Origin of the sequence: Streptomyces sp. NPDC005574 (assembly GCF_040605435.1) — a bacterium.
GTDB lineage: Bacteria > Actinomycetota > Actinomycetes > Streptomycetales > Streptomycetaceae > Streptomyces.
Map to the genome: position 1 here is coordinate 16,960 of NZ_JBEXCW010000078.1, position 21,668 is coordinate 38,627.

Sequence of the window (21,668 nt, forward strand, 5' to 3'; positions counted from 1 at the left end):
TCATGGCGCGGTGTCCTCGGCGAGGACCCGCGCCATCGTGCGTTCCGCGAGCGCGGTGATGGTGACGAACGGGTTCACCCCGATCGACCCCGGCACGAGTGAGCCGTCGGTCACGTACAGCTTCGAATACCCCTTCACCCGGCCGTAGTTGTCGGTCGCCTTGCCCAGCACGCAGCCGCCCAGCGGGTGGTAGCAGAAGTCGTCCGCGAACACCTTGCTGGGCGAACCGAACAGGTCGTAACGGTAGATCGTGGCGTTCGCCGCGTTGATCCGGTCGAACAGTTTCTTCGCCATGCCGACGGAGACGGCGCTCTGGGCCGCGGTCCAGCCCAGTTCGACCCCGCCGCTGGCCGCGTCGTACGTGAACGAGGCCCGCTGCGGGTTCTTGGTGATGGCCAGGTAGAGGCTGACCCAGTGCTCCAGGCCCATCGGCAGCGGGGCGATCTCGGCGAACACCGGGTTGTCGGCGTTCGCCCAGTCGTCGATGCCCATGACCGGCATGGTCGACTGGTTGGCGCCGACGGTGTCCCACAGGTGGTTGGCGCGGCCCAGCATCACGTTGCCGTTGGTCCCCCAGCCGGCCCCCACGCTCGCGTCGAGGGCGGGCAGCGCGCCCGTGTCCCGCGCCCGGACGAGGAGTTCGCTGGTGCCGAGGCTGCCGCCGCCGAGGAAGAGGTAGGTGCAGCTGTACTCCTTGGTCTGGACGACGGTCCCGGTGGCGTCGATCCGGTCGGCGGTCAGGACGTACGTCCCGTCGGCGGCCCGGCGGATCGCCCGGACCCGTTCCATGGTGTTGATGGTGACGTTCCCGGTGCCGAGCGCGGAGGCCAGGTACGTCTGGTCGAGGCTGCGTTTGCCGTGGTTGTTGCCGTAGATGACCTCGCCCGCCAGCGCGGACTTGGTGGCGGTGCCGGCCGCCTCCCGCTGCATGTACCCGAAGTCGTAGACGTTGGGCACGAAGGTGGTCTTCAGGCCGGCGTTCTGGGCGTGCTTGCGGGAGACCCGGGTGAACTTGTACCACTCCGTCGACTCGAACCAGGCGGGGTCGACGGTGTTGACGCCGAGCATGGCCCGGGCCCGCGGGAAGTACGTGCCGTACATCTCGGCGGCGTCGACACCCGGGAACTGCTCGCTGAAGTACGACCGGGGCGGGGTGACGGCCATCCCGCCGTTGACCAGGGAGCCGCCGCCGACACCCCGGCCCACGTACACGGACATGTCGGCGTAGTGCACCCGGTCCAGGACACCCGGGTACGAGCTGATGTCCCGGTTGACGAGGTCCAGCCACAGGAAGGTGGCCAGCGGTGCCTCGGTGCGGGTGCGGAACCACATGGACCGCTGGTCGGGGGCGCTGGTGGTGCAGAAGACCTTTCCGTCGGAGCCGGCGGTGTTCCACAGCCGGCCCATCTCCAGGACGAGGGTGCGGATGCCGGCCTGGCCGAGGCGGAGGGCGGCTACCGCCCCGCCGTAGCCCGAACCGATCACGATCGCGGGGGCGTTGTCGACGGCGGCGGGTTCGGCCGCCGAGGCGGACTGGAGCCCGATACGGGTGAGACCGGCCGCGGCGGCGGTCTGGAGGGCGACCATGCCCAGTATGTGACGTCTCGTCAGCTGACGCTGCATCAGTTTTGCTGTCATGCGCGCAGCATGTGCGGATTTTCCGGTTCCGCCTAGGCCCTGCACCGCTTTTGCAACGCACCAGGCCCGGATTCCCCATGAGCGAGGCGCGGGCGCCCCCTGGGGGGCGCGGGGAACCGCGCGACAAGCCACGACGGCCCCGCACCCGCCGAACCACCGAACAGCCCACCTCTGGCAGGCGCCCCAGGGGCGCGGGGAACTGCGCGCCAAACCCAACGCACCCGCACCCGCCGATCCGCGAAAGGGCCCCCACCCCGGCAGGCGCCCCAGGGGCGCGGGGAACCGCGCGACAAGCCACGACGGCCCCGCACCCGCCGAACCACCAAACCCCCCACCCCCGTGGGCGCTCAGGGCGCGGGGAACTACGCACCCACCCGACGTACCCCCAACCCCCCGCGCCGCCAGGCTAAAGCAGCCGCTCCAGCCGCTCCGCCAGCAGATCCCACCGCCACTTCTCCTCGACCCAGGCCCGCCCCCGCTCCCCCATGCTCCTGCGAAGCTCCCCGTCCGCGAGCAGCGCGGTGATACGGTCGGCCGCCTCCTCGGCGGACCCACCCCGTACGACCCAGCCCGTCTCCCCGTCGAGCACGGCGTCCGGTGCACCCCCGGAGTCGCCCGCCACGACGGGCAGCCCGGTCGCCGACGCCTCCAGGTAGACGATCCCGAGGCCCTCCACGTCGAGCCCGCCCCGCCGGGTCCGGCACGGCATCGCGAACACGTCGCCGGCGCCGTAGTGCGCGGGCAGCTCCGCCCAGGGCACCGCCCCGGTGAAGCGCACCGAGCCGGCCACCCCGGTCGTCCGCGCCAGCTCGCGCAGTCGCTTCTCGTAGGGGCCGCCGCCGACGATCAGGAGGACGGCCTCCGGCTCGGCGGCCAGGATCCGGGGCATGGCCAGGATCAGCGTGTCCTGCCCCTTGCGCGGGACCAGCCGGGACACGCACACGACCACGGGACGGTCGGTCAGCCCGAGCCGCGCCCGGACCTCCGCACCCCCCGAGCCGGGATGGAAGGTCTTCTCGTCGACGCCGGGCGGCAGTTGCGCCATCCGCGCGGCCGCCTGCGGGCTGAGCGCGGCGGCGATCCGCGAGCGCGTGTACTCCCCCAGGTAGGTGACCGTGTCCGTGGACTCCCCGATCCGGCGCAGCAGCTGCCGTGCGGCGGGCAGCTGGGCCCAGCCGGCCTCGTGGCCGTGGGTCGTGGCCACCAGCCGCTCGGCGCCGGCGCGGCGCAGCGCGGGTGCCATCAGGCCGAGGGGGGCCGCCGCCCCGAACCAGACCGAGGTGCAGCCGTGCTCGCGCAGCAGCCCGGTGGCCCGCCGGGTGACGACCGGCGTCGGCAGCAGCATCGTCGTACGGTCGCGGACGACGGTGAAGGGCTGCTCGGCGTCGAAGGCGGCGGTCGCCTCGGCGCCCTCCCGGCCGCGCTTCCAGGTGGAGGCGTACACGACGATCCGCTCGGGGTCGAGCCGTAGCGCCATGTTGTGCAGGAAGGCCTGGATGCCGCCGGGCCGGGGCGGGAAGTCGTTCGTGACGACGAGGGTCTTGTGCATCGCCGCCGACCCTACCGAACGGCCGCTCACAGCCGGGCCCTGCCGCCCGTGTGGCAGGCTCACAGCGGGGCGGGACATCATGTTCTCCTCAGGGCGCGCAGCGAACGGGCAGGGGTTCACGTGAAGACGACGGTCGGGTGGCGGTCACTGGCCTGGCTGCTGGGGGCGTGGGGCGTGACCAGGCTGCTCCTGCTGCTGTTCGTCTTCCGGGTGTACGTCTTCCCCGGCCCGGACGTCACCAGCGACGTCTCGGTCATCTACCAGGGCTGGTTCGACGTGCTGCGCACCGGCACGTTCCCGCTGGACGACGTGACCTGGCAGTACCCGCCCGCCGCCGCGCTCGCGATCCTCTCCCCAGGGCTGCTGCCGTTCCTGAGCTACCCGCACGCCTTCTTCGTGCTGGCCTGCGTGGCCGACCTCGTCGTCCTCGCCCTGCTGCTGTACGCGGGCCTGCGCCCCGGCAGGTCGCTGCGCGGCGCCTGGGTGTGGGTGGTGGGCGTACCGCTGCTCGGACCGACCGTCTACGCCCGCTACGACGTGATGGTCACCGCTGTGGCCGTCGGGGCGCTGCTCGCGGCGGCCCGGCATCCCCGGGTGGCGGGTGTGCTCGCGGGCTTCGGGGCGCTGCTGAAGGTGTGGCCGGTGCTGGTGCTGGTCGCCGCCCGCAGACGGGGCGTGTGGGCCTCGGCGTCGGCCACCGTGGTCGCGCTGGCCGCCCTGTTCTCGATCGCCATGCCGGGCGCCTTCGCCTTCCTGACCTTCCAGCGGGGCCGCGGCACCGAGGTCGAGTCGCTGGGCTCGCTGGTCTTCCACGTGGCCCGCCACCACGGCTGGCACGGTCAGGTGCTGCTCAACTACGGCTCGGTCGAGTTCGTCGGCCCCCACGTGGACCTGGTGAGCATGGCCGCTCTGTTCCTCACCGGGATCGCCTTCGGCTGGCTGCTGCTGTGGCGGCTGATGGCCACCCGCTTCCAGGCGCACACCCTCGCGGACGCGGCCTTCGTGGCGGTGCTGATGTTCACCACCACCAGCCGGGTGATCAGCCCTCAGTACCTGGTGTGGCTGATCGGCCTGGCGGCCGTCTGCATGTGCTTCCGGGCCAGCCGGATGGGGGTGCCGGCCTGTCTGGTGCTGGCGGCGAGCCTGGTGACGGTGCTGGAGTTCCCGGTCTGGTTCGCGAACGTCGTGGCGAGCGACGCCCTCGGCGTGACCCTCCTGTTCGTGCGCAATGGCCTGCTGGTGCTCGCCGCGCTCGCCGGGGCCCGCGCCCTGTGGCGCTCCACGGTCCCCCGCCCGGACCCGGCTGTGCTCCCGGCTCAGCCGACCCGCACCGACGAGACCTCCGTCTCCCCCTGACGCCGCCCGCCAGGCCGTCCGGGCCCGCCGTCACGGGCCCCGGTCAGGTCAGCTGCGCCCGCAGATAGGCCCGCCAGCGGTCGGTGAACCGCGCCGGGGTCGTACCGAGGACCTTGTCCATCGCGTCCTCGACCGCCCCGGCCCGCCGGTCGTGTCCGCCCACGGCCCGGTAGAAGGCGCGCAGCCGCTCGTCGCCCCAGTGTTCGGCGATGTACCGGCAGGCCATCCAGCCGCCCTCGTAGGCCCGTGCCAGCCCGCTCGCGTCGCCGGTGAAGCCGAAGTCGCCGTCGGCCGGCAGCCCGGCGGGGAGGTGGCCGCCGGTCACCGCCCGCCACAGCTCGGGCGCGGCCTCGGCCGGTGTGCGGCCGGTGCCGAGGTAGCCGATCCAGTCGGCGTACCCCTCGGACAGCCACAGCGGGGTGGCGGCGCTGGTGGCGCCGCGGGTGGCCACATGGGTGGTCTCGTGGGTGAGCACGACCTGCTTGCCGACGTCGCCGAGGACGCCGTACGCGTCCGGGTTGACGATGATCCGGTCCGCCGGAGCCCGGGCGGGAGCGCCCGTCTCGCCGGTGGTGACCGCGGCGATCCCGCGGTAGGAGGAGGCGGGCGAGCCGAGCAGGCCGGCCATCCCGTCCAGCGACTTCGGCACCAGCACCACGACGTGCCGGCTCCAGTCCGTGCCCCAGGCCGCGGACACGGCGGGCACCGCGCGGTCGGCGAGCTCCGCGTACCGGTGGAGGGTCTCACCGGTCTGCCCGACCCCCATCACCAGGCTGTGCGCCCCCCGGACGACGGTCACCTCGCCCTGGTCCCACAGCTGCTGCGCGGTCCTGCGGGCGGGCAGCTCCGCGTCGACGTACCAGTGGCCGCCCGCGTCCCGGCTCAGGTTCAGGGTCCGGCCGACGGTGACCGGGGCGGTGTCGTACCCCTCGACGCGGTAGCCGAGTTCGGCGTCGGCGGTGGCCGTGGAGCCGGTGCGGTGCACGGCGGTGACCCGGTAGGACCAGGCCGCCAGCGGCACCGCGCCGAGGTTCCCGAACCAGCTCAGCGCACCGGTCCGGACGAACGCGGCCCGGTCACGGTCGAGGACCGCGGTGGCCCGCCGGTCCAGGACCCGCTGCACGTCGGCCTTCGCGCTGTCGGTAGCCGTCCGCCCGCCGCACCCGGTCAGGGACACGAGCAGCAGACACAGCGCCACGCACACCGATCCCGCCACCCGCCCTCGACCAGCCACTTCCCGATCGTACGGCGAGCGGGGCGCCGGGTCAGACCCTCGTGACCGACGAGACAGGCATCATGCCCACCGGGTCGTAGCGCACCGGCGCGCCGGGGTAGGGCGCGTGGATGACCTGGCCGTCGCCCATGTACATCCCGACGTGGCTGGCGTCGGACCGGTAGGTGACCAGGTCACCGGGCCGGGCCTCGGAGAGCGGGATCTGCCGGCCCGCGTAGCGCTGGGACTGCGAGGTGCGGGGCAGGGAGACGCCGGCCTGCGCGTAGGACCACTGCATCAGGCCCGAGCAGTCGAAGCCGGAGGGCCCGGTCGCGCCCCAGACGTACGGCCTGCCGAGCACGGAGCGGGCGGCGGCGACCGCGGCGGCCGCCCGGGCGGAGGGCGCGCCCGCGCCGGTGGGGTCGGGCAGTTCGGAACGCCCCCAGCGGGAGGCCCGGTCGTAGGCCGCGCGCTCCCCGGACGGCAGCGAGTCGACCAGCTGCCGGGCCCTGGCGAGCTTCTTCTCCACGGTCCGCTTGTGGGTGGCGACGGCCTTGCGGCTGCGCTCCAGATCGGCGAGTTCGCCGGTCGCCTCCGCGCGCTCCTGGGCGAGTTCACGCATCGCCGACTGGAGTTCCCTGAGTTCGCCGGCCTGGCGGCCGGTGATCCGTTCGAGCGCGGCGGCCTTGTCGAGATAGTCGTCCGGGTCGTCGGAGAACAGCAGCGCGAGCGAGGGGTCGAGGCCACCGGAGCGGTACTGCGCGCCGGCCAGTGAACCGAGCGCCTCCCGCATGGTGTTGACGCGCTCCTGCTGCCGCGCGATGCGGTCCTGCGCGTCGCTCACCCGCTCGCGCAGTGAATCGGCCTGCTCGTCGGCCTTGTTGTAGGCCTCGGTGGCCTGCTCGGCCGCCTCGTAGAGGCGGTCCACCTCGGCACGGGTGTCGTCGTGCGGCGCGGCCGCAGCCGGTACGGCGCCGAGAGCGGCGGCTGCGGCGGACAGGACGCACAGGGCGGTACTGGCGCCCCGGTCGAACCCGGACGGTACAAGGCGGCGATGGAACCCCACGGGAAGCCGCACTCCTTCCGCTGGCGGACACGGACTGCTCCCCGGGACCGGAGCGGCGCTCCGGCGTGGGGAAACGCGGCAGACAGTAGCCCCGTGACCGGGCGGTCACCAACGACCCGCGCGGGCACACAACGTGACACCCCGCCTATGACGCAGGTCATGGGCGGGGCGCGGGGTCAGCGGCGGTGACGGCAATTCGCCCGTTCGGGCGGGAGCCGGAGTCAGATACGGACGCCGAACTGGAACGGCATGTTGCCGATCGACTCGTAGCGCACGACGGTTCCGGTGCGCGGGGCGTGCAGCACCTGGCCGTTGCCGGCGTAGAGGCCGACGTGGTGCATGTCGCCGTAGAAGATGACCAGGTCGCCGACCTTGAGGTCGCTCTGGTTGTAGATGCGCGTGCCGGCGTTGGCCTGGGCCTGCGAGGTGCGCGGGATGGTGACGCCGGCCTGGGCGTAGGCCCAGGAGGTGAAGCCCGAGCAGTCGAAGGAGGAGGGGCCGGACGCGCCGTAGACGTACGGCGTGCCGATCTTGCTCTGTCCGGCGGCGAAGGCGGCGGCGGCCCGGTTGGAGGCGGAGCCGTCGTTGCCGAGGTCGACCCGCTCGGTGGCGGAGCGGCTGGCGCGGGCGTCGGCGGCGTTGAGCGCCGCCTGCTCCGCGGCCGTCAGGGTGTTCAGGAGTTTGCGCGCGTCGGCGAGCTTGGTCTGGACTTCCTGCTTCTTCTTGCCCAGTTCCGTGCGGGTGGAGGCGAGGTCCTTGAGCTTGTCGGAGGCTTCGGCGCGCTCCTGCGCGAGTTCGCGCTGCTTCTCCTGGATCTTCTTCAGCGCCTCGACCTGCTGGCCGCTCAACTGGTCGAGCGTGGAGGCCTTGTCGAGGTAGTCGTCCGGGTCGGCCGACAGGAACAGCTGGACGGAGGAGTCGATCGAGCCGGTGCGGTACTGGGCGGCGGCCGCCAGGCCGATGCTGTCGCGCAGCTCGTTGAGCTCTTCCTGGCCGCGGGCCACGTTGTCCTGGATGGTGGAGATCTCCTTCTGGAGCTTCTCCTGCTTCTCCTGGGCCCCGTTGTACTTCTCGGTGGCCTGCTCCGCCTCTTCGTAGAGCTTGTCGACCTTCGCCTTGACGTCGCCCTTGCTCGGCTTCTCGCTCGGTGCCGCGTTGGCGGCGTTGGCGCTGAGGACGACGGCCGCGGCGGCGGCGGTGGTGAGCACGGTCACACGGGTGCGGCTCGGCTGCTTGGGTCGACGGTGGGACGCCACGAAGGCGAGCTCCTTCTTCCTCCAGCCGCCTACCGAGACGCCGGCGGGCGGTGCCCCTCCGCCGTCACTCCGAATGAGTGATCACCCGAGCGGGGGTTCGAGCCCAGACCCTAGTGACCTTCTTGTGATCAGTTCAAATCCTCACGTGAAAAATGTTTGTCACAGTCTGCAATCTTCACAAACAACTCACGTGCAGTGATGCGCAACTGACACTACGTTGCGTGCAAGTACCGTCAATTCGGTCATTGCCGCCGTACGTTGCGGTTGGTGCGTACGTGATGTGCGGGACCTACAGGGCAGTTCGGTCCACGCGGGTGCCGGGCCTTCTCAGGCCCGGGAGAACCGCTTCAGGAGGACCACGGAGGCCACCGGCCGGGCCCCCGCCCGCGCCACCCCGTCGGCCACTTCGCGGTCGGTGGAGACCACGATGACCGGACGCCCGGGCGGCTCCGCGCGCACCAGTTGACGGATCAACTCGTCGGCCGTCACACCGGGTTTGGAGAACAGCACCCGCACCCCCCGCGGCGGCGCGAGCAGGACCGGCGCGGCCAGCTCGGCCCCGTCGAAGACGCAGGTCGCCTCGGCCCCGGTCTGCGCGGCGAGCTGCGAGAGCTGCCCGAGCAGCCGCAACCGCTGCTTCTCCAGGGGCATCTGGGGATAGCCGGTCTTGGTGACGTTGTAGCCGTCGACCACGAGATGCGCCTGCGGCAGCGCCAGCAACTGGTCCAGGATCGCGGGGTCGTTCTCGGACAGAGCGCGCGCGGCGATGTCCTTCGGGGTCATTCGTCCCGGTTCGACCGCGTCGACGGTCTCCGCCGGCCGCACGGACACGGGCGGCAACGCCAGTTCGCGTCGCAGCCCCTGGGCCGCGTCGAGCACGGTGTCGAGCAGCAGCCGGACCCGCATGTCCTCGACGCTGCGCCCCTCCCTGGCCGCCCGGCGGGTCGCCTCCAGGGCCGCCTCGGCCTCGCCGAGCCGCGCCTTGAGCCGCCGGCTCTCGCTCTCGGCGGCGGACACCTGGGTCTGCCCCTCGGCGCGGGCCGTCTCGGTCTCGCTCTGGAGCTTGCGCAGGGCCGCCTGGCCCCGCTTGACGTCGCTGAGGGCCGCGCGCAGCTTGCGGTGCAGCGATTCCGCTTCCTTCTTCGCCGTGTCCAGCTCGGTCCGCAGCCGCTCGGTGTCGGTCCGGGTCTGCTCACGGGCCTGGGCGAGCTCCTCGCGCAGCCGCGCCAGCTCCGCCCGGCTCTCCTCGCCGGCCCGCTCGGCGTCCGCCCGCAGGGCCTCCTCGCCGGCCGCGGTCACCAGCTTCACCCAGCCGGTGGGGCGCAGCACGTAGGCCGCGGCCGCCACGTCCAGCGGGTCCGCGGCCGGCGGCGGCGCACCGGAGTCCAGCGCCGCGGACAGCTCCGGCTGGGTCTCCCGGAACTTCTCCCCGATGCGCTGCCGGAACAGCGGATCGGTCTCCAGGGCGGCCGCCATCGCGTTCCCGGCGAACTTGGCCCGCCGGTTGGGCGCGAACCGGGCGTACTGTCTGAGCTGTGCGGGCAGTTCGCCTACGGTCAGGCCGCCGAAGCCGTCCGACACGATCTGCACGACCCTGCGGCGCACGCCGTCGGGCAGCGGACGGTCGAGCACCTCGGCGGCGCCGTCGCCCGGCTCCCCGTCCGTGGTCTCCACCATCCGTCAACCCCAATACCTGTGCGGGACCCGCTCCCGTCAGGAGCCGGCACCCGGCCTGTCCACGAGTTCCACCTGATCCACCGCGTTGCACCAGCGGCAGCGCACCGACTCGATGGTCTCACTGAGCGTCTCGCGCTCCTCGACCTTCGGCTCACCCGCGAGGTCGAGGTGGACGTACTCGACGACCTTCGACGAGCGCGTCACGTCGAAGCGGGTGAGGTTGCCGCAGAGGGTGCAACGCCACCGGGTGGCGTCGGTCGGCAGGGGAACCGTCATCGTGGGCGTCCGCTTTCCTTCTGGTGTCCGTGACGCGCCGGATTCCCCGGTGCGTGTGGCTCGTAACCCTACGGCCTGGCGGGGACCCGCCGCCCGTCCGTCCACGGCGGCGAGGCGGTCTGGGCGGTTCGGTCCGCTTACGTCATGCTCTGTGTCCATGATCGGCAACTGGAGCACGGCGGTCGGCAGAACGGTCGGCAGGGTCCGGACGTCGCCCGCACCGGTGACGTACGGCCTGATCACCGCCTGCTGCCTGCTGTTCGTGATCGGCCCGGCCTCCGGCCTCGACCCCGCCTACGGCTCGGGCGACGGGCTGCTCGCCGCGCAGCGGGCCTACTTCCACCGCTGGGGCGTGGTCCCCGCAGAACTGTTCGAGGGTTCCCCCAGGGCCGTCCTCACCCCCGCCACGGCCCTGTTCGTGCACGGCAGCTGGGTGCACCTGCTGGGCAACATGCTCTTCCTGCACGTCTTCGGCGCGCTGACCGAGGAACGCATGGGGCGCCTGCGCTTCGCCCTCTTCTACGTCGGCTGCGGCTGCCTGGCGCTGCTGGGCTACGCGGCCGCCAACGCCGGCTCCACCCAGTCCCTGGTCGGCGCCTCCGGGGCGATCTCCGCCGTCCTCGGGGCGTGTCTGTACCTGTTCCCCGGAGCGCGGGTGACCAGCCTGCTGCCGTTCCTGTTCTTCCTGCCGCTGCGCTTCCCCGCCTGGGTCGTGCTGCCCTTCTGGGCGGCCCTGCAGTGGCTGGCGGCGGGGCGGGCGCCCCAGGGGCCGGGCGTCGCCTACCTGGCGCACCTGGTGGGGTTCGCGGCGGGCTTCTGCTACGCGTGGGTGCGTTTCGGCCGTACCACTAGAGTGAACTCCGCCCCAGCTCCGGCCCCCGAGGGAGAGAACCAGCCGTGATCACCGCGATCGTCCTCATCAAGACAAGCGTGGACCGGATTCCCGAGATCGCGGAGTCGATCGCCGCCCTGGAGTCCGTCAGCGAGGTCTTCTCGGTCACCGGCACCTACGACCTGATCGCCATGGTCCGGGTCGCGCGGCACGAGGACCTCGCGGAGGTCATCCCCGGGCGGATCAGCAAGATCCCCGGGGTCGAGGGCACGGACACGCACGTCGCGTTCCGCACCTACTCGCAGCACGACCTGGAGGCGGCGTTCGCGATCGGGCTGGACTCCTGACCGCCTGAGACACCGCCTCCGGGCACCGCCGCGAGGGCCCTCACACCGCCGGGACGCAGCGGCCGCCCTCCGTGCGGTACTGCCACCGGGCGCCGTCCCGCACCAGTTCCCGTACGGCGCCCACGAACCGCTCCACATGCTCGTCGGGGGTCCCCGCGCCGAAGCTCACCCGGATCGCGTTGAGGGACTTCTCGCCCGGCGCCGCCTCGGGGGCGCCGCACTCGCCCTGGGTCCCGGGGTCGCCGCCCAGCAGGGTGCGGACCAGGGGGTGGGCGCAGAACAGGCCGTCGCGGACACCGATGCCGTACTCGGCCGAGAGCGCCGCGGCGAAGTGCGAGCTGTTCCAGCCCTCGACGACGAACGAGATCACGCCGACGCGTGGGGCGTCGTCCCCGAACAGCGACAGCACCCGCACCTCGGGCACCTCGGCGAGGCCGGCGCGGACGGTGTCGATCAGCTGCCGCTCCCGGGCGACCAGGTTGTCGAAGCCGGCCTCGGTGAGGGCCTTGCAGGCGGAGGCGATGGAGTGGACGCCGATGACGTTGGGCGAGCCGGCCTCGTGGCGGGCGGCGGTGTCGTGCCACTCGACGTCCACTCCCCCGTCCTCGCGCCGGGTGACCTTGCGGCTGGCGCCGCCGCCCGCGAGGTACGGGTCGGCCTCCCGCAGCCAGTCGGCGCGGCCGGCCAGCACCCCGGAGCCGAACGGCGCGTACAGCTTGTGGCCGGAGAAGGCGACCCAGTCGACGTCCAGCTCCCGCACCGACACCGGGTGGTGCGGGGCCAGCTGGGCGGCGTCCAGCACGATCCGGGCCCCGTGGGCGTGCGCGGCGGCCGCCAGCTCCCGTACGGGCCACAGCTCGCCGGTGACGTTCGAGGCGCCGGTGACGCAGACCAGGGCCGGGCCCCGCGGGTCGCGGGCGGCGAGGGCGCGCTCCAGGGTCTCGACGGCCTGGCGCGGGGTGCGCGGGGCGTCGAGGTAGGTGACCCGGGCGTCCTTCCAGGGCAGCAGCGAGGCGTGGTGCTCGGTCTCGAAGACGAAGACCTGGCAGCCAGCCGGGAGCGCGGCGGCGAGCAGGTTGAGGGAGTCGGTGGTGGACCGCGTGAAGATCAGCTGGTCGTCGGTGCGGCAGTCGAGGAACTCGGCGACCGTCACCCGGGCGTTCTCGAACAGGTCGGTCGACAGCTGCGAGAGGTATCCGGCACCGCGGTGCACGCTGCCGTAGTACGGGGCGTACGCGGCGACGTCGTCCCAGACCCGCTGGAGGGCGGGGGCGCTGGCCGCGTAGTCGAGCGCGGCGTAGGTGACCTCGCCGCCCGTGACGAGCGGGACGGTGACGTCCGCGCCCAGAACGGGCAGCGGGGCACAAAGCGACCGGGCGGCGGCAACGGTGGAGACGGACATGGCGAACTCCCGTGAGAGGCGGCGGAATCACCGCGCGGGCACGACACGGCCCGGCGCGGGAAAAGGCTGGAGAAGGGGATGCGGAGGCGGGGCTCTGCGGCCCTATCGCATTCGCTTGCTCACGGGGGACTCCCTCGAGACCAGGACCCCTGGGCTTCGTCCACTCGAAGGAGTGGGAGGGGTCCGCGCTTGCCGCAGACCTCGCTGCCTGCGGCCTGGTCTTCACCCGGGGCACCCCGCCACGGACGGAGGGTTGCCGGACAGTCGGCCGGGGCCTCATGACTGTCACTCATGACCTGCGCACGAACGTACGGGAGGTGATCGGCGTCCCGCAACCCCTGTCCGGATCGCGGGACGCCGCCCGGCTACGCGTTGCTGGCCGCCACCCAGCGCTCCAGGGTCCGCTTGGCCGCGCCGGAGTCGATCGACTCGGCCGCCCTGCCCAGCCCGGCGCGGATCTGCTCGGTCAGCGGCGCCCCGGTCGGCTCCAGGGCCACCAGTGCCGCCGCCGAGTTCAACAGGACCGCGTCGCGCACGGGCCCGGTCTCGCCGTCGAGGAGCCGCCGTGCGACCTCCGCGTTGTACGACGCGTCGGCGCCGCGCAGCGCCTCCACCGGGACGAGTTCGAGGCCGACGTCACGCGGGTCGAAGGCCCCCTCGGTCACCTTGCCGTCGCGGACGGTCCACACCCGGGAGGTGGCCGTGGTCGTCAGCTCGTCGAGGCCGTCGTCGCCGCGGAACACAAGCGCGGACGAGCCGCGTTCGGCCAGGACGCCGGCGATCAGACCGGCCATCCGGGTGTCGAAGCAGCCGATCGCCGAGGCCGTGACCCGGGCCGGGTTGGTCAGCGGACCGAGCAGGTTGAACGAGGTCGGGATGCCGAGGTCGCGCCGGACGCCTCCGACGAACCGCATCGACGGGTGGAACTTGGCCGCGAAGCAGAAGGTGATCCCAGCCTCCTCCGCCACCCGCGCCACGCCCTCCGGCGACAGGTCCAGGTTGATGCCGAGCTTCTCCAGCACGTCGGAGGAGCCGCTCGCCGACGACGACGCCCGGTTGCCGTGCTTGACCACCTTCGCGCCGGTGCCCGCGATCACCACGGCGGACATCGTCGAGATGTTGACCGTCCTGGCCCGGTCGCCGCCGGTACCGACGATGTCGACGGCCGGCCCGGGGATGTCCAGCGGCTGCGCGTGCGCGTACATCGCCTCGACGAGGCCGTTGATCTCCTCGACCGTCTCGCCCTTGGCCCGCAGCGCCACCATGAAGCCCGCGATCTGCGCGTCCGAGGCCTCGCCGCTCATGAAGCGGTCCATCGCCCACGCCGTGTCGCCGGCGCTCAGGTCCCGGCCGCCGAGCAGCGCGCTCAGTACCTCGGGCCAGGAACGGCCCGCCGTGGTGTCGCCTCCAGCGGGGGTCACAGCGCTCATCAGCCGCTCCTGGGTCGGTCCCGTACCTCGGGACGCGGATCTCAACGGGACCACCCTATCCAGCCCAGGGCACGGCGAAGGGCCCCCGTCCGAACACCGGACGAGGGCCCCTCAGTGGCGTGCGCAGCGATCAGTGGTGGCCGTGGCCGCTCGTGATCTCCTTGTACTCCTCGACGGTGGGCTTGGGGATCTGGGACTCGTCGCCGTAGTACGCCTCGCTCAGCTTGGCGCGCAGCTTCTCGGGTCCCTTCACCTTCCGCTCGACACCGTTCGCGTCGACCGTCGCGCCGATCTCGGCCGGCTTGTACTGCTCGTGCGCGGTGAGGGTGTGCAGCTGCTCCTGGCTGAGCGGCTCGTGCACCTCGATGAACTCACCGTGCGGCAGGCGCTTGATGATGCCCGACTCGCGGCCGTGCAGCACCTTGTCCTTGTCGCGGCGCTGGAGGCCGAGGCAGACGCGCTTGGTGATGACGAACGCGATGACCGGCGCCACGAAGAACGCGACCCGGACGAACCAGGTGATGGCGTTGATCGACAGGTGGAAGTGGGTGGCGATGATGTCGTTGCCGCCACCGATCAGCAGGACGAAGTACCAGGTCATCCAGGCCACACCGAACGCCGTCCGGGTGGGGACGTTGCGCGGGCGGTCCAGGATGTGGTGCTCGCGCTTGTCGCCGGTGACCCAGGACTCGATGAACGGGTACACCGCGATCGCGACCAGGACCAGCGGGAAGATCACCAGCGGGATGAACACGCCCAGCACGAGCGTGTGACCCCAGAAGTTGATCTCCCAGCCCGGCATCACACGGATCAGGCCCTCGGAGAAGCCCATGTACCAGTCGGGCTGGGCGCCCGTGGAGACCATGTCCGGCCGGTAGGGGCCCATGGCCCAGATCGGGTTGATCGAGGCGATCGCCGCGATGGCCGCGATGACACCGAAGACCAGGAAGAAGAAGCCTCCGGCCTTGGCCATGTAGACCGGCAGCAGCGGCATGCCGACGACGTTGTTGTTCGTCTTTCCGGGACCCGCGAACTGCGTGTGCTTGTGGTAGAAGACCAGGATCAGGTGGCCGACCACCAGACCGAGCATGATGCCCGGCAGCAGCAGGATGTGGATCGAGTAGAAGCGGGCCACGAAGTCGCCGCCCGGGAACTCGCCGCCGAAGAGGAAGAACGACAGGTACGTGCCGACGATCGGCACGGACAGGATCGCGCCCTCCATGAAGCGGACACCGGTGCCGGAGAGCAGGTCGTCCGGGAGCGAGTAACCGGTGAAGCCGGTGAACATGCCCAGGACGAACAGCAGGAAGCCGAACAGCCAGTTGACCTCACGCGGCTTGCGGAACGCGCCCGTGAAGAACACACGCATCATGTGCACGAACATGCCGGCGAGGAAGATCAGCGCCGCCCAGTGGTGGATCTGCCGGATCAGCAGACCACCGCGCACGTCGAAGGAGATGTGCATGGTCGAGTTGAACGCCTCGGACATCAGCTGTCCCTGCAGCGGGACGTAGCTGCCGTGGTACTCCACCTCGTTCATCGACGGGTGGAAGAACAGCGTCAGGTACACACCCGTGAGGATGATGATGATGAAGCTGTAGAGGCAGACCTCGCCCAGCATGAACGACCAGTGGTCGGGGAAGATCTTGCGCATGTTGGACTTGGCCAGGGAGTAGATCCCGAGGCGTCCGTCCGCCCAGTCGGCCACCCGCTCGCCGGCCGGTGCCTTGCCGCGCGAGCCGCTGGCCGAGCCGGTCGTGGCGGAGGGGTTCGTGTTGCCGGGTGTAGTACTCATCCGCGCTCCCAGAATGCAGGACCGACAGGCTCCTCGAAGTCGCCGAGCGCCTCGAGGTAGCCCTGGTCGTTCACGCCGATACGCAGCTGCGGCAGGGCGTGACCGGCGGGACCGAAGATCACCCGGGCACCGTCGGACAGGTCGAAGGTGGACTGGTGGCAGGGGCACAGGACGTGGTGCGTCTGCTGCTCGTACAGGGAGATCGGGCAGCCCACGTGGGTGCAGATCTTCGAGTACGCGACGATGCCCTCGTGCGACCACTCGAGCTCGCGCTTGTCCTTGATGTTGTCCGGCTGCAGCCGGACGATCATCACGGCCGCCTTGGCGATCTCGGTCTGGAAATCCTCGGCGTCCTCCTCCAGGCCCTCGGGCTTGACGAAGGTGAGCGAGCCGGTCACCACGTCGGAGGCGCGCAGCGGCTCGTTCGTGTTCATGTTGACCAGCAGCTTGCCCTTGGACCACAGGGTGTGGCGGAGCTTGGTGCCCGGCAGCGTACCGAGGTCGCGCAGCAGCATGACGCCGGAGAGCGGGAACAGGGCCAGCGCGCCGAACATCGTGTTGCGGATCAGCTTGCGGCGGCCGAGCGCGGACTCCTTGGCACCCTGCTTGAAGTCGGCCAGGACCTTGGCCTTGACCTCCGGGGGCGCCTCGATCGCGTGCCGCTCGTCGGCGATCTCCGCGTCGGACATCAGGGTGCGGGCCCAGTGGACCGCCCCCGCGCCGATGGTGAACAGGGCGAGCCCGAGGGTCAGGCCCAGCGCGAAGTTCAGCGCGCTGACCTTGCCGATCGGGAAGACGTAGATCGCCTTGTCGGCCGGGATCGCCACGTAGGAGACGATGAAGCCGACCGTCGCCAGCATCGACAGGGTGAACAGGAACGCCACCACGCGCTCGGACCGCTTGGCGGCCCGCTCGTCGATGTCCTGGACCCGGTGCTCGTGGGGCGGCAGACCGGGGTCGGCGAACGGGTGGCGGTCGTCCGCGACGGCCACCGCGCCGTGCCCGTGGTCGTGCGCGGCCTGCTCAGCGGGCAGGTTCTCTTCTGGAATGTCTTGGCTACTCATGACTTCTTGGCCTTTGCGGTCCGAGCGGCGACCCAGACGGCGACCGCGATCAGCGCGCCGAGTCCGAAGACCCAACCGAACAGACCCTCGGTGACCGGACCGAGTCCACCCAGCTCAAGACCGCCGGGGCTCTCGGTGTTGTCACCGTTGACCTGGTTCAGGTACGCGATGATGTCCTTCTTGTTCTGCTCCGACAGTGTGGTGTCGGGGAAGGAAGGCATGTTCTGCGGGCCGGTCTGCATGGCCTCGTAGATGTGCTTCGGGTCGACTCCGTCGAGGTTCGGTGCGAACTTGCCGTGCGTCAGGGCGCCGCCCTTGCCGGTGAAGTTGTGGCACTGGGCGCAGTTGGTGCGGAACAGCTCGCCGCCCTTGGCGACGTCGGCTCCGTCGGGGCCGAACTGCGCCTTGGTCGGAACGGACGGACCGGCACCCAGCGACGCGATGTACGCGGCCAGCTGGTCGATCTCGGCCTGCGAGTAGATGACCTTCTTCTTCGGGATCTGCGCGCCGGGCTGCTGGGCCGGCATACGGCCGGTGCCGACCTGGAAGTCGACGGCCGCGGCGCCCACACCCACGAGGCTCGGACCGTCAGAGGTGCCCTGACCGCCGGTGCCGTGGCAGCTGGCGCAGCCGACCGAATAGAGCTTCTTGCCCTCCTCGATGGTGAGGGACTGGGCTGTCTCGTCGGCTTGCGCCTTGCTCGCGGGTGCGAACGCGGCGTACAGCCCCCCGGTGCATGCCAGCGCGAGGAGTAGGACGACGAGCGCCGCCAGCGGATGGCGTCGTCGTGCGGAGAGCTTTTTCACGGATTACCCCGGTGTCAGGATCTTCTGCGTCGATGCTTCTGGATAAGTGCGGGTACGGCCGCGACTACTTGATCAGGTAGATCGTGGCGAAGAGGCCGATCCAGACGACGTCGACGAAGTGCCAGTAGTAGGACACGACGATCGCGGCGGTCGCCTGCTCGTGGGTGAACCTCTTGGCCGCGTAGGTGCGTCCGAGGACGAACAGGAAGGCGATGAGGCCGCCCGTCACGTGCAGGCCGTGGAAACCGGTGGTCAGGTAGAACACCGAGCCGTACGGATCGGAGGAGAGCGAGAGCCCGTCCTTCTTCACCAGCTCCGTGTACTCGAAGATCTGACCGCCGATGAAGATGGCGCCCATCACGAAGGTGACGATGAACCAGCCCCGGAGCCTCTTCACGTCACCGCGCTCGGCGGCGAACACGCCGAGCTGGCAGGTGAGTGAGGAGAGCACCAGGACGGTGGTGTTCACCGACGAGAAGGGGACGTTGAGGGAGTCCGCCATCTCCTTCCAGTGATCGGGCCCCGTCACCGATCGCAGGGTGAAGTACATCGCGAAAAGGGCCGCGAAGAACATCAGCTCGGAACTCAGCCAGATGATGGTTCCGACGCTGGTGAGGTTCGGCCGGTTGACCGACGGGTGCGCGTGCCCGGTATCTACTGTCGTTGCTGTCGCCACGCCGACATTATGTCGGTCCCTTATCCCGCCCTCACTCCGGGGGGTGCCGTTCGGAGTGTCCGCAGCGTGTGCAGTGCCCGTATGGCCCAGTGAAGGGGTGTCCGAACCGGTGTTGGCGGGGTGGGCGAGGGAGTAGCATCCGCCGCATCGGTTCTGTCCGTACGACGCTGACGTCCCGGAGGAAACATGCGGCCGACCGCCACGGTGCTGGTCTACAGCGACAACTCCACCACCCGTGAACAAGTGCGGCTCGCCACCGGGCGACGGCCCGCCCCCGACGCTCCCGTGGTGGAGTTCGTGGAGTGCGCGACGCAGGCCGCCGTCGTCAGCGAACTGGACAAGGGCGGGATCGACGTCTGCGTGCTGGACGGCGAGGCCGCGCCGATGGGCGGCATGGGCCTGTGCCGGCAGCTCAAGGACGAGGTCTTCCGCTGCCCGCCGGTGCTGCTGCTGATCGGCCGGCCGCAGGACGCCTGGCTGGCCACCTGGAGCCGTGCGGACGCCGCGGTGACCCTGCCGGTGGACCCGGTGGAGTTCGCGGGCGCCCTGGCCTCCCTGTTGCGTCAGCAGCGCGCTCTGAGCGCCTGAGCGCCCGCTACGGCCTCGCCCCCGAGGTCCGTGGCCCCTGACACCGATCAGACGCTCTGCGGCCTCAGCCGGGCCTGCTCCGCCGCGCTCGGCGCGTCGGGCGTGCCGGCGACCAGGGCACTGCCGGTGCGCCACGTCTTCCAGTCGAGGTTCCAGTCCCCGAAGCCGTTGCCGAACGGCTCCATGGTGTCGCCGTCGGAGTTGACGACCTGGACGACGTCGCCCTCGCGGACGTGGTCGAAGAACCACTCGGCGTTGCTGGTGCTCATGCCGGTGCAGCCGTGGCTGACGTTGGCGTAGCCCTGGGAGCCGACGGACCAGGGGGCGGCGTGCACGTACTCGCCGCTCCAGGTGACGCGGGTGGCGTAGTAGACCGGCAGGTCGTAGGAGTCGGCGGAACCCTCGGCGATACCGACCGTGGTGCCGCGCATCCGTACGAAGTACTCCTTGCCCAGGACGACCTTGACGCCGTTGCGGGTGTCGAAGCCGGGCTTGCCCGTGGTGACCGGGATCTCGTTGATCACCTCGCCGTTCTTGTAGAACTTCATCGAGTGCGCCGAGGCGTCCGTGACGGCGATCACCCGGTCGCCCGTGGTGAGCTTGACGGGCTTGGCCGGGCCGCCCCGCAGCCGGTCGCTGATCTTCACGCCGTCCAGGTCGCTGTGCACCTGGAGGGTGGCGTGGGCGGGCCAGTACTCCTTGGGCCGGTAGTGCAGTGTCTTGTCGTCCACCCAGTGCCACGCGCCCTGTACGGCGGGTGTGGAGTCCACCCTGAGGGCGCGCTCGACTATCGAGCGCTGCACCTTGTCCCTGACCGGCTTGTTCAGTTCGGCGGTGACCGGCTGGCCGACGCCGTAGGTGCCGGACTTGGGGCCGAACGTCACGGTCAGCCGCTTGCTGCTGGTGGGCTTGCTGGTGTCGAAGGTGAGGACCTTGCGGCCGGGCGCCCCGTCCTCGTCCTCGGTGCTGACGCGCACGGTGTAGTGGGCGTCGGCGGCCAGTGGAGAGGTGCTGTGCCAGCGGCTGCCGTCGGCGGAGAGTTCACCGACGACGTAGCGTCCGGTCGCGTCCACGGCCGTGACGTCCGTGAGACGCCCGTCGGAGTCGTCGGAGGTCACCTCCAGGGGCTTGTCCGGGTCGGCCTTCTTGCCGTCGCCCGTGGGGCCGTTGAAGGAGATCTGGTCCGCCGCGTCGTAGGGGGCCGCGGACAGCGGGTTGCCGTCGCTGCCGCAGGCGCTGACGCCCGCGCCGAGGGCGAGGGCCAGCACCGTGCAGCCGAGGACGGTGCGGGTGCGCGGGCGCGCCGGGGTCGAGAGGCGGAGCACGTGGGGGCCCGAAGGGCTGAGCACGGCCGGCCTCTCGGCACCGGCTGTCGCGCCTTGGGAGGTGTCAGAGTGGCTCATGAGCCCAACGTAGGAACCCTCGTCAACGGCGGCGCGCTGGGTGACACGGACGGGGGATGCGCATTGCGGCAAAAGCAGGAGCCCGGACCCTCCTGACGGAGTGTCCGGGCTCCTGGAGCGCTCGGTGCGTGCTACTGGGTGCGGTTCTCACCGCGGTAGTACTCGAAGACCCAGCCCCACAGGCCGATCATGACCAGCGGCGCCGAGAAGTACAGCAGCCACCAGCCGATCGCGATCGACAGGAAGGCGAGAGCTCCGCCGATCGCCAGGGAGAGCGGCTGCCAGCTGTGCGGGCTGAAGAACCCGACCTCGCCGGCGTCGTCCGCGACGTCCGCTTCCTTGTTGTCCTGGGCACCCGCGTCGACCCGCCGGGCGGTGAAGCCCAGGTAGAAGCCGATCATGATGCACAGGCCGAAGGCCAGGAAGAGGGCCGTGGTGCCGGCCGGCTCCTTCGACCACACGCCGTAGACGATCGCCATGACGAGCACGAAAGCGCTCAGCCAGATGAACATCCATCCCTGGATTTTCACTTGCCGGACTCCTTGCCGCCGGAGAGGGCCTTCTCACCGTGACCGACGTTCTCGAGCTGGTCGAGAGCGGCGATCTCGGGGTGGTGCAGGTCGAACGCCGGGGACTCGCTGCGGATCCGCGGCAGGGTGAGGAAGTTGTGCCGCGGGGGCGGGCAGGAGGTCGCCCACTCCAGCGAGCGGCCGTAGCCCCACGGGTCGTCGACGCCGACCGGCTTGCCGTACTTGGCCGTCTTCCACACGTTGTAGAGGAACGGCAGGATCGACAGGCCGAGCAGGAAGGAGCTGATCGTCGAGATCGTGTTCAGGGTGGTGAAGCCGTCGGCCGCGAGGTAGTCCGCGTACCGGCGGGGCATGCCCTCGGCGCCCAGCCAGTGCTGGACCAGGAACGTGCCGTGGAAGCCGACGAACAGCGTCCAGAAGGTGATCTTGCCGAGGCGCTCGTCGAGCATCTTGCCGGTCATCTTCGGCCACCAGAAGTGGAAGCCGGAGAACATCGCGAAGACGACGGTGCCGAAGACCACGTAGTGGAAGTGCGCCACCACGAAGTACGAGTCGGACACGTGGAAGTCCATCGGCGGCGAGGCCAGGATGACACCGGTCAGACCACCGAAGGTGAAGGTGATCAGGAAGCCGGTCGCCCAGAGCATCGGGGTCTCGAAGCTCAGTGAACCCTTCCACATGGTGCCGATCCAGTTGAAGAACTTCACGCCGGTCGGGACCGCGATGAGGAACGTCATGAAGGAGAAGAACGGCAGCAGCACACC

General features: G+C 70.8%; 20 protein-coding genes and 1 riboswitch. Of the genes, 4 read left to right on the plus strand and 16 right to left on the minus strand.

Going from position 1 to position 21,668, the window contains the following annotated elements; genetic code table 11:
* Both ABZT03_RS33345 and ABZT03_RS33350 read right to left on the minus strand, forming a co-directional pair.
* A complete protein-coding gene (locus tag ABZT03_RS33345; RefSeq protein ID WP_356046411.1) occupies positions 1-1,587 on the minus strand; it encodes a GMC oxidoreductase in 1,587 nt (528 codons plus the stop codon).
* A gap of 457 nt (positions 1,588-2,044) precedes the next feature.
* Positions 2,045-3,187 (minus strand): glycosyltransferase family 4 protein, encoded by a 1,143-nt coding sequence (locus tag ABZT03_RS33350; protein ID WP_356046371.1) that lies wholly within the window; start codon positions 3,185-3,187, stop codon positions 2,045-2,047.
* Between the two features lie 120 nt (positions 3,188-3,307).
* On the opposite strand from ABZT03_RS33350, the gene ABZT03_RS33355 reads away from it, so the two are divergent.
* Complete coding sequence (locus ABZT03_RS33355) at positions 3,308-4,543, plus strand: glycosyltransferase family 87 protein (RefSeq protein WP_356046373.1); 1,236 nt, start codon at positions 3,308-3,310, stop codon at positions 4,541-4,543.
* Positions 4,544-4,586: 43 nt separating this feature from the next.
* On the opposite strand, the gene ABZT03_RS33360 is transcribed toward ABZT03_RS33355, so the two are convergent.
* The 5 genes from ABZT03_RS33360 to ABZT03_RS33380 form a co-directional block, all read right to left on the minus strand.
* A complete protein-coding gene (locus ABZT03_RS33360) occupies positions 4,587-5,777 on the minus strand; it encodes a hypothetical protein (protein WP_356046375.1) in 1,191 nt (396 codons plus the stop codon).
* A gap of 31 nt (positions 5,778-5,808) precedes the next feature.
* Entirely contained in the window at positions 5,809-6,822 is a 1,014-nt protein-coding gene (locus tag ABZT03_RS33365) for an NlpC/P60 family protein (protein ID WP_356046377.1), read from the minus strand.
* Positions 6,823-7,043: 221 nt separating this feature from the next.
* Positions 7,044-8,078: an NlpC/P60 family protein gene (locus ABZT03_RS33370; RefSeq protein ID WP_356046379.1), complete on the minus strand. Its 1,035-nt coding sequence runs from the start codon at positions 8,076-8,078 to the stop codon at positions 7,044-7,046.
* A gap of 327 nt (positions 8,079-8,405) precedes the next feature.
* Positions 8,406-9,755: an NYN domain-containing protein gene (locus ABZT03_RS33375; protein ID WP_356046381.1), complete on the minus strand. Its 1,350-nt coding sequence runs from the start codon at positions 9,753-9,755 to the stop codon at positions 8,406-8,408.
* Positions 9,756-9,791: 36 nt separating this feature from the next.
* Entirely contained in the window at positions 9,792-10,031 is a 240-nt protein-coding gene (locus tag ABZT03_RS33380) for a hypothetical protein (RefSeq protein WP_356046383.1), read from the minus strand.
* A gap of 157 nt (positions 10,032-10,188) precedes the next feature.
* On the opposite strand from ABZT03_RS33380, the gene ABZT03_RS33385 reads away from it, so the two are divergent.
* Positions 10,189-10,932, plus strand: a complete 744-nt coding sequence (locus ABZT03_RS33385) for a rhomboid family intramembrane serine protease (protein ID WP_356046385.1) — start codon at positions 10,189-10,191, stop codon at positions 10,930-10,932.
* Positions 10,929-11,210 carry an Lrp/AsnC ligand binding domain-containing protein gene (locus ABZT03_RS33390; protein WP_356046387.1) on the plus strand — a complete coding sequence of 94 codons (282 nt, stop codon included), beginning with the start codon at positions 10,929-10,931 and terminating at the stop codon, positions 11,208-11,210. The genes ABZT03_RS33385 and ABZT03_RS33390 overlap by 4 nt, the downstream gene beginning before the upstream one ends.
* 40 nt (positions 11,211-11,250) lie before the next feature.
* Here the strand turns inward: ABZT03_RS33390 and ABZT03_RS33395 are convergent, their stop codons facing one another.
* From ABZT03_RS33395 to ABZT03_RS33420, 6 genes are all read right to left on the minus strand, one after another.
* The gene (locus ABZT03_RS33395) at positions 11,251-12,612 is read right to left on the minus strand and encodes an aminotransferase class V-fold PLP-dependent enzyme (RefSeq protein WP_356046389.1); all 1,362 of its coding nucleotides are present in this window, start codon (positions 12,610-12,612) and stop codon (positions 11,251-11,253) included.
* A 180-nt stretch (positions 12,613-12,792) separates the two neighbouring features.
* Positions 12,793-12,909: riboswitch (SAM riboswitch) on the minus strand.
* Between the two features lie 68 nt (positions 12,910-12,977).
* The gene (gene trpD / locus ABZT03_RS33400; RefSeq protein WP_356046391.1) at positions 12,978-14,042 is read right to left on the minus strand and encodes an anthranilate phosphoribosyltransferase; all 1,065 of its coding nucleotides are present in this window, start codon (positions 14,040-14,042) and stop codon (positions 12,978-12,980) included.
* 130 nt (positions 14,043-14,172) lie between these two features.
* Positions 14,173-15,837: a cytochrome bc complex cytochrome b subunit gene (locus ABZT03_RS33405; protein WP_356046393.1), complete on the minus strand. Its 1,665-nt coding sequence runs from the start codon at positions 15,835-15,837 to the stop codon at positions 14,173-14,175.
* Complete coding sequence (locus ABZT03_RS33410; RefSeq protein WP_356046395.1) at positions 15,834-16,901, minus strand: Rieske 2Fe-2S domain-containing protein; 1,068 nt, start codon at positions 16,899-16,901, stop codon at positions 15,834-15,836. Before ABZT03_RS33410 ends, ABZT03_RS33405 begins: the two co-directional genes overlap by 4 nt.
* Positions 16,898-17,707 carry a c-type cytochrome gene (locus tag ABZT03_RS33415; protein ID WP_356046397.1) on the minus strand — a complete coding sequence of 270 codons (810 nt, stop codon included), beginning with the start codon at positions 17,705-17,707 and terminating at the stop codon, positions 16,898-16,900. Before ABZT03_RS33415 ends, ABZT03_RS33410 begins: the two co-directional genes overlap by 4 nt.
* Before the next feature lie 64 nt (positions 17,708-17,771).
* Positions 17,772-18,383, minus strand: coding sequence for a heme-copper oxidase subunit III (locus ABZT03_RS33420; protein ID WP_356046399.1), 612 nt, complete (start codon positions 18,381-18,383; stop codon positions 17,772-17,774).
* A 186-nt stretch (positions 18,384-18,569) separates the two neighbouring features.
* Here ABZT03_RS33420 and ABZT03_RS33425 point away from each other — a divergent pair, with 186 nt between their 5' ends.
* Positions 18,570-18,971 (plus strand): hypothetical protein, encoded by a 402-nt coding sequence (locus ABZT03_RS33425; RefSeq protein WP_356046401.1) that lies wholly within the window; start codon positions 18,570-18,572, stop codon positions 18,969-18,971.
* A gap of 47 nt (positions 18,972-19,018) precedes the next feature.
* Here the strand turns inward: ABZT03_RS33425 and ABZT03_RS33430 are convergent, their stop codons facing one another.
* The 3 genes from ABZT03_RS33430 to ABZT03_RS33440 all read right to left on the minus strand — a co-directional run.
* A complete protein-coding gene (locus ABZT03_RS33430) occupies positions 19,019-20,374 on the minus strand; it encodes an Ig-like domain-containing protein (RefSeq protein WP_356046403.1) in 1,356 nt (451 codons plus the stop codon).
* 131 nt (positions 20,375-20,505) lie between these two features.
* Entirely contained in the window at positions 20,506-20,904 is a 399-nt protein-coding gene (locus tag ABZT03_RS33435; protein ID WP_356046405.1) for a cytochrome c oxidase subunit 4, read from the minus strand.
* On the minus strand, positions 20,901-21,668 hold a 768-nt coding region (locus ABZT03_RS33440), incomplete at its 5' end, for a cbb3-type cytochrome c oxidase subunit I (RefSeq protein ID WP_356046407.1). The genes ABZT03_RS33440 and ABZT03_RS33435, both read right to left, overlap by 4 nt.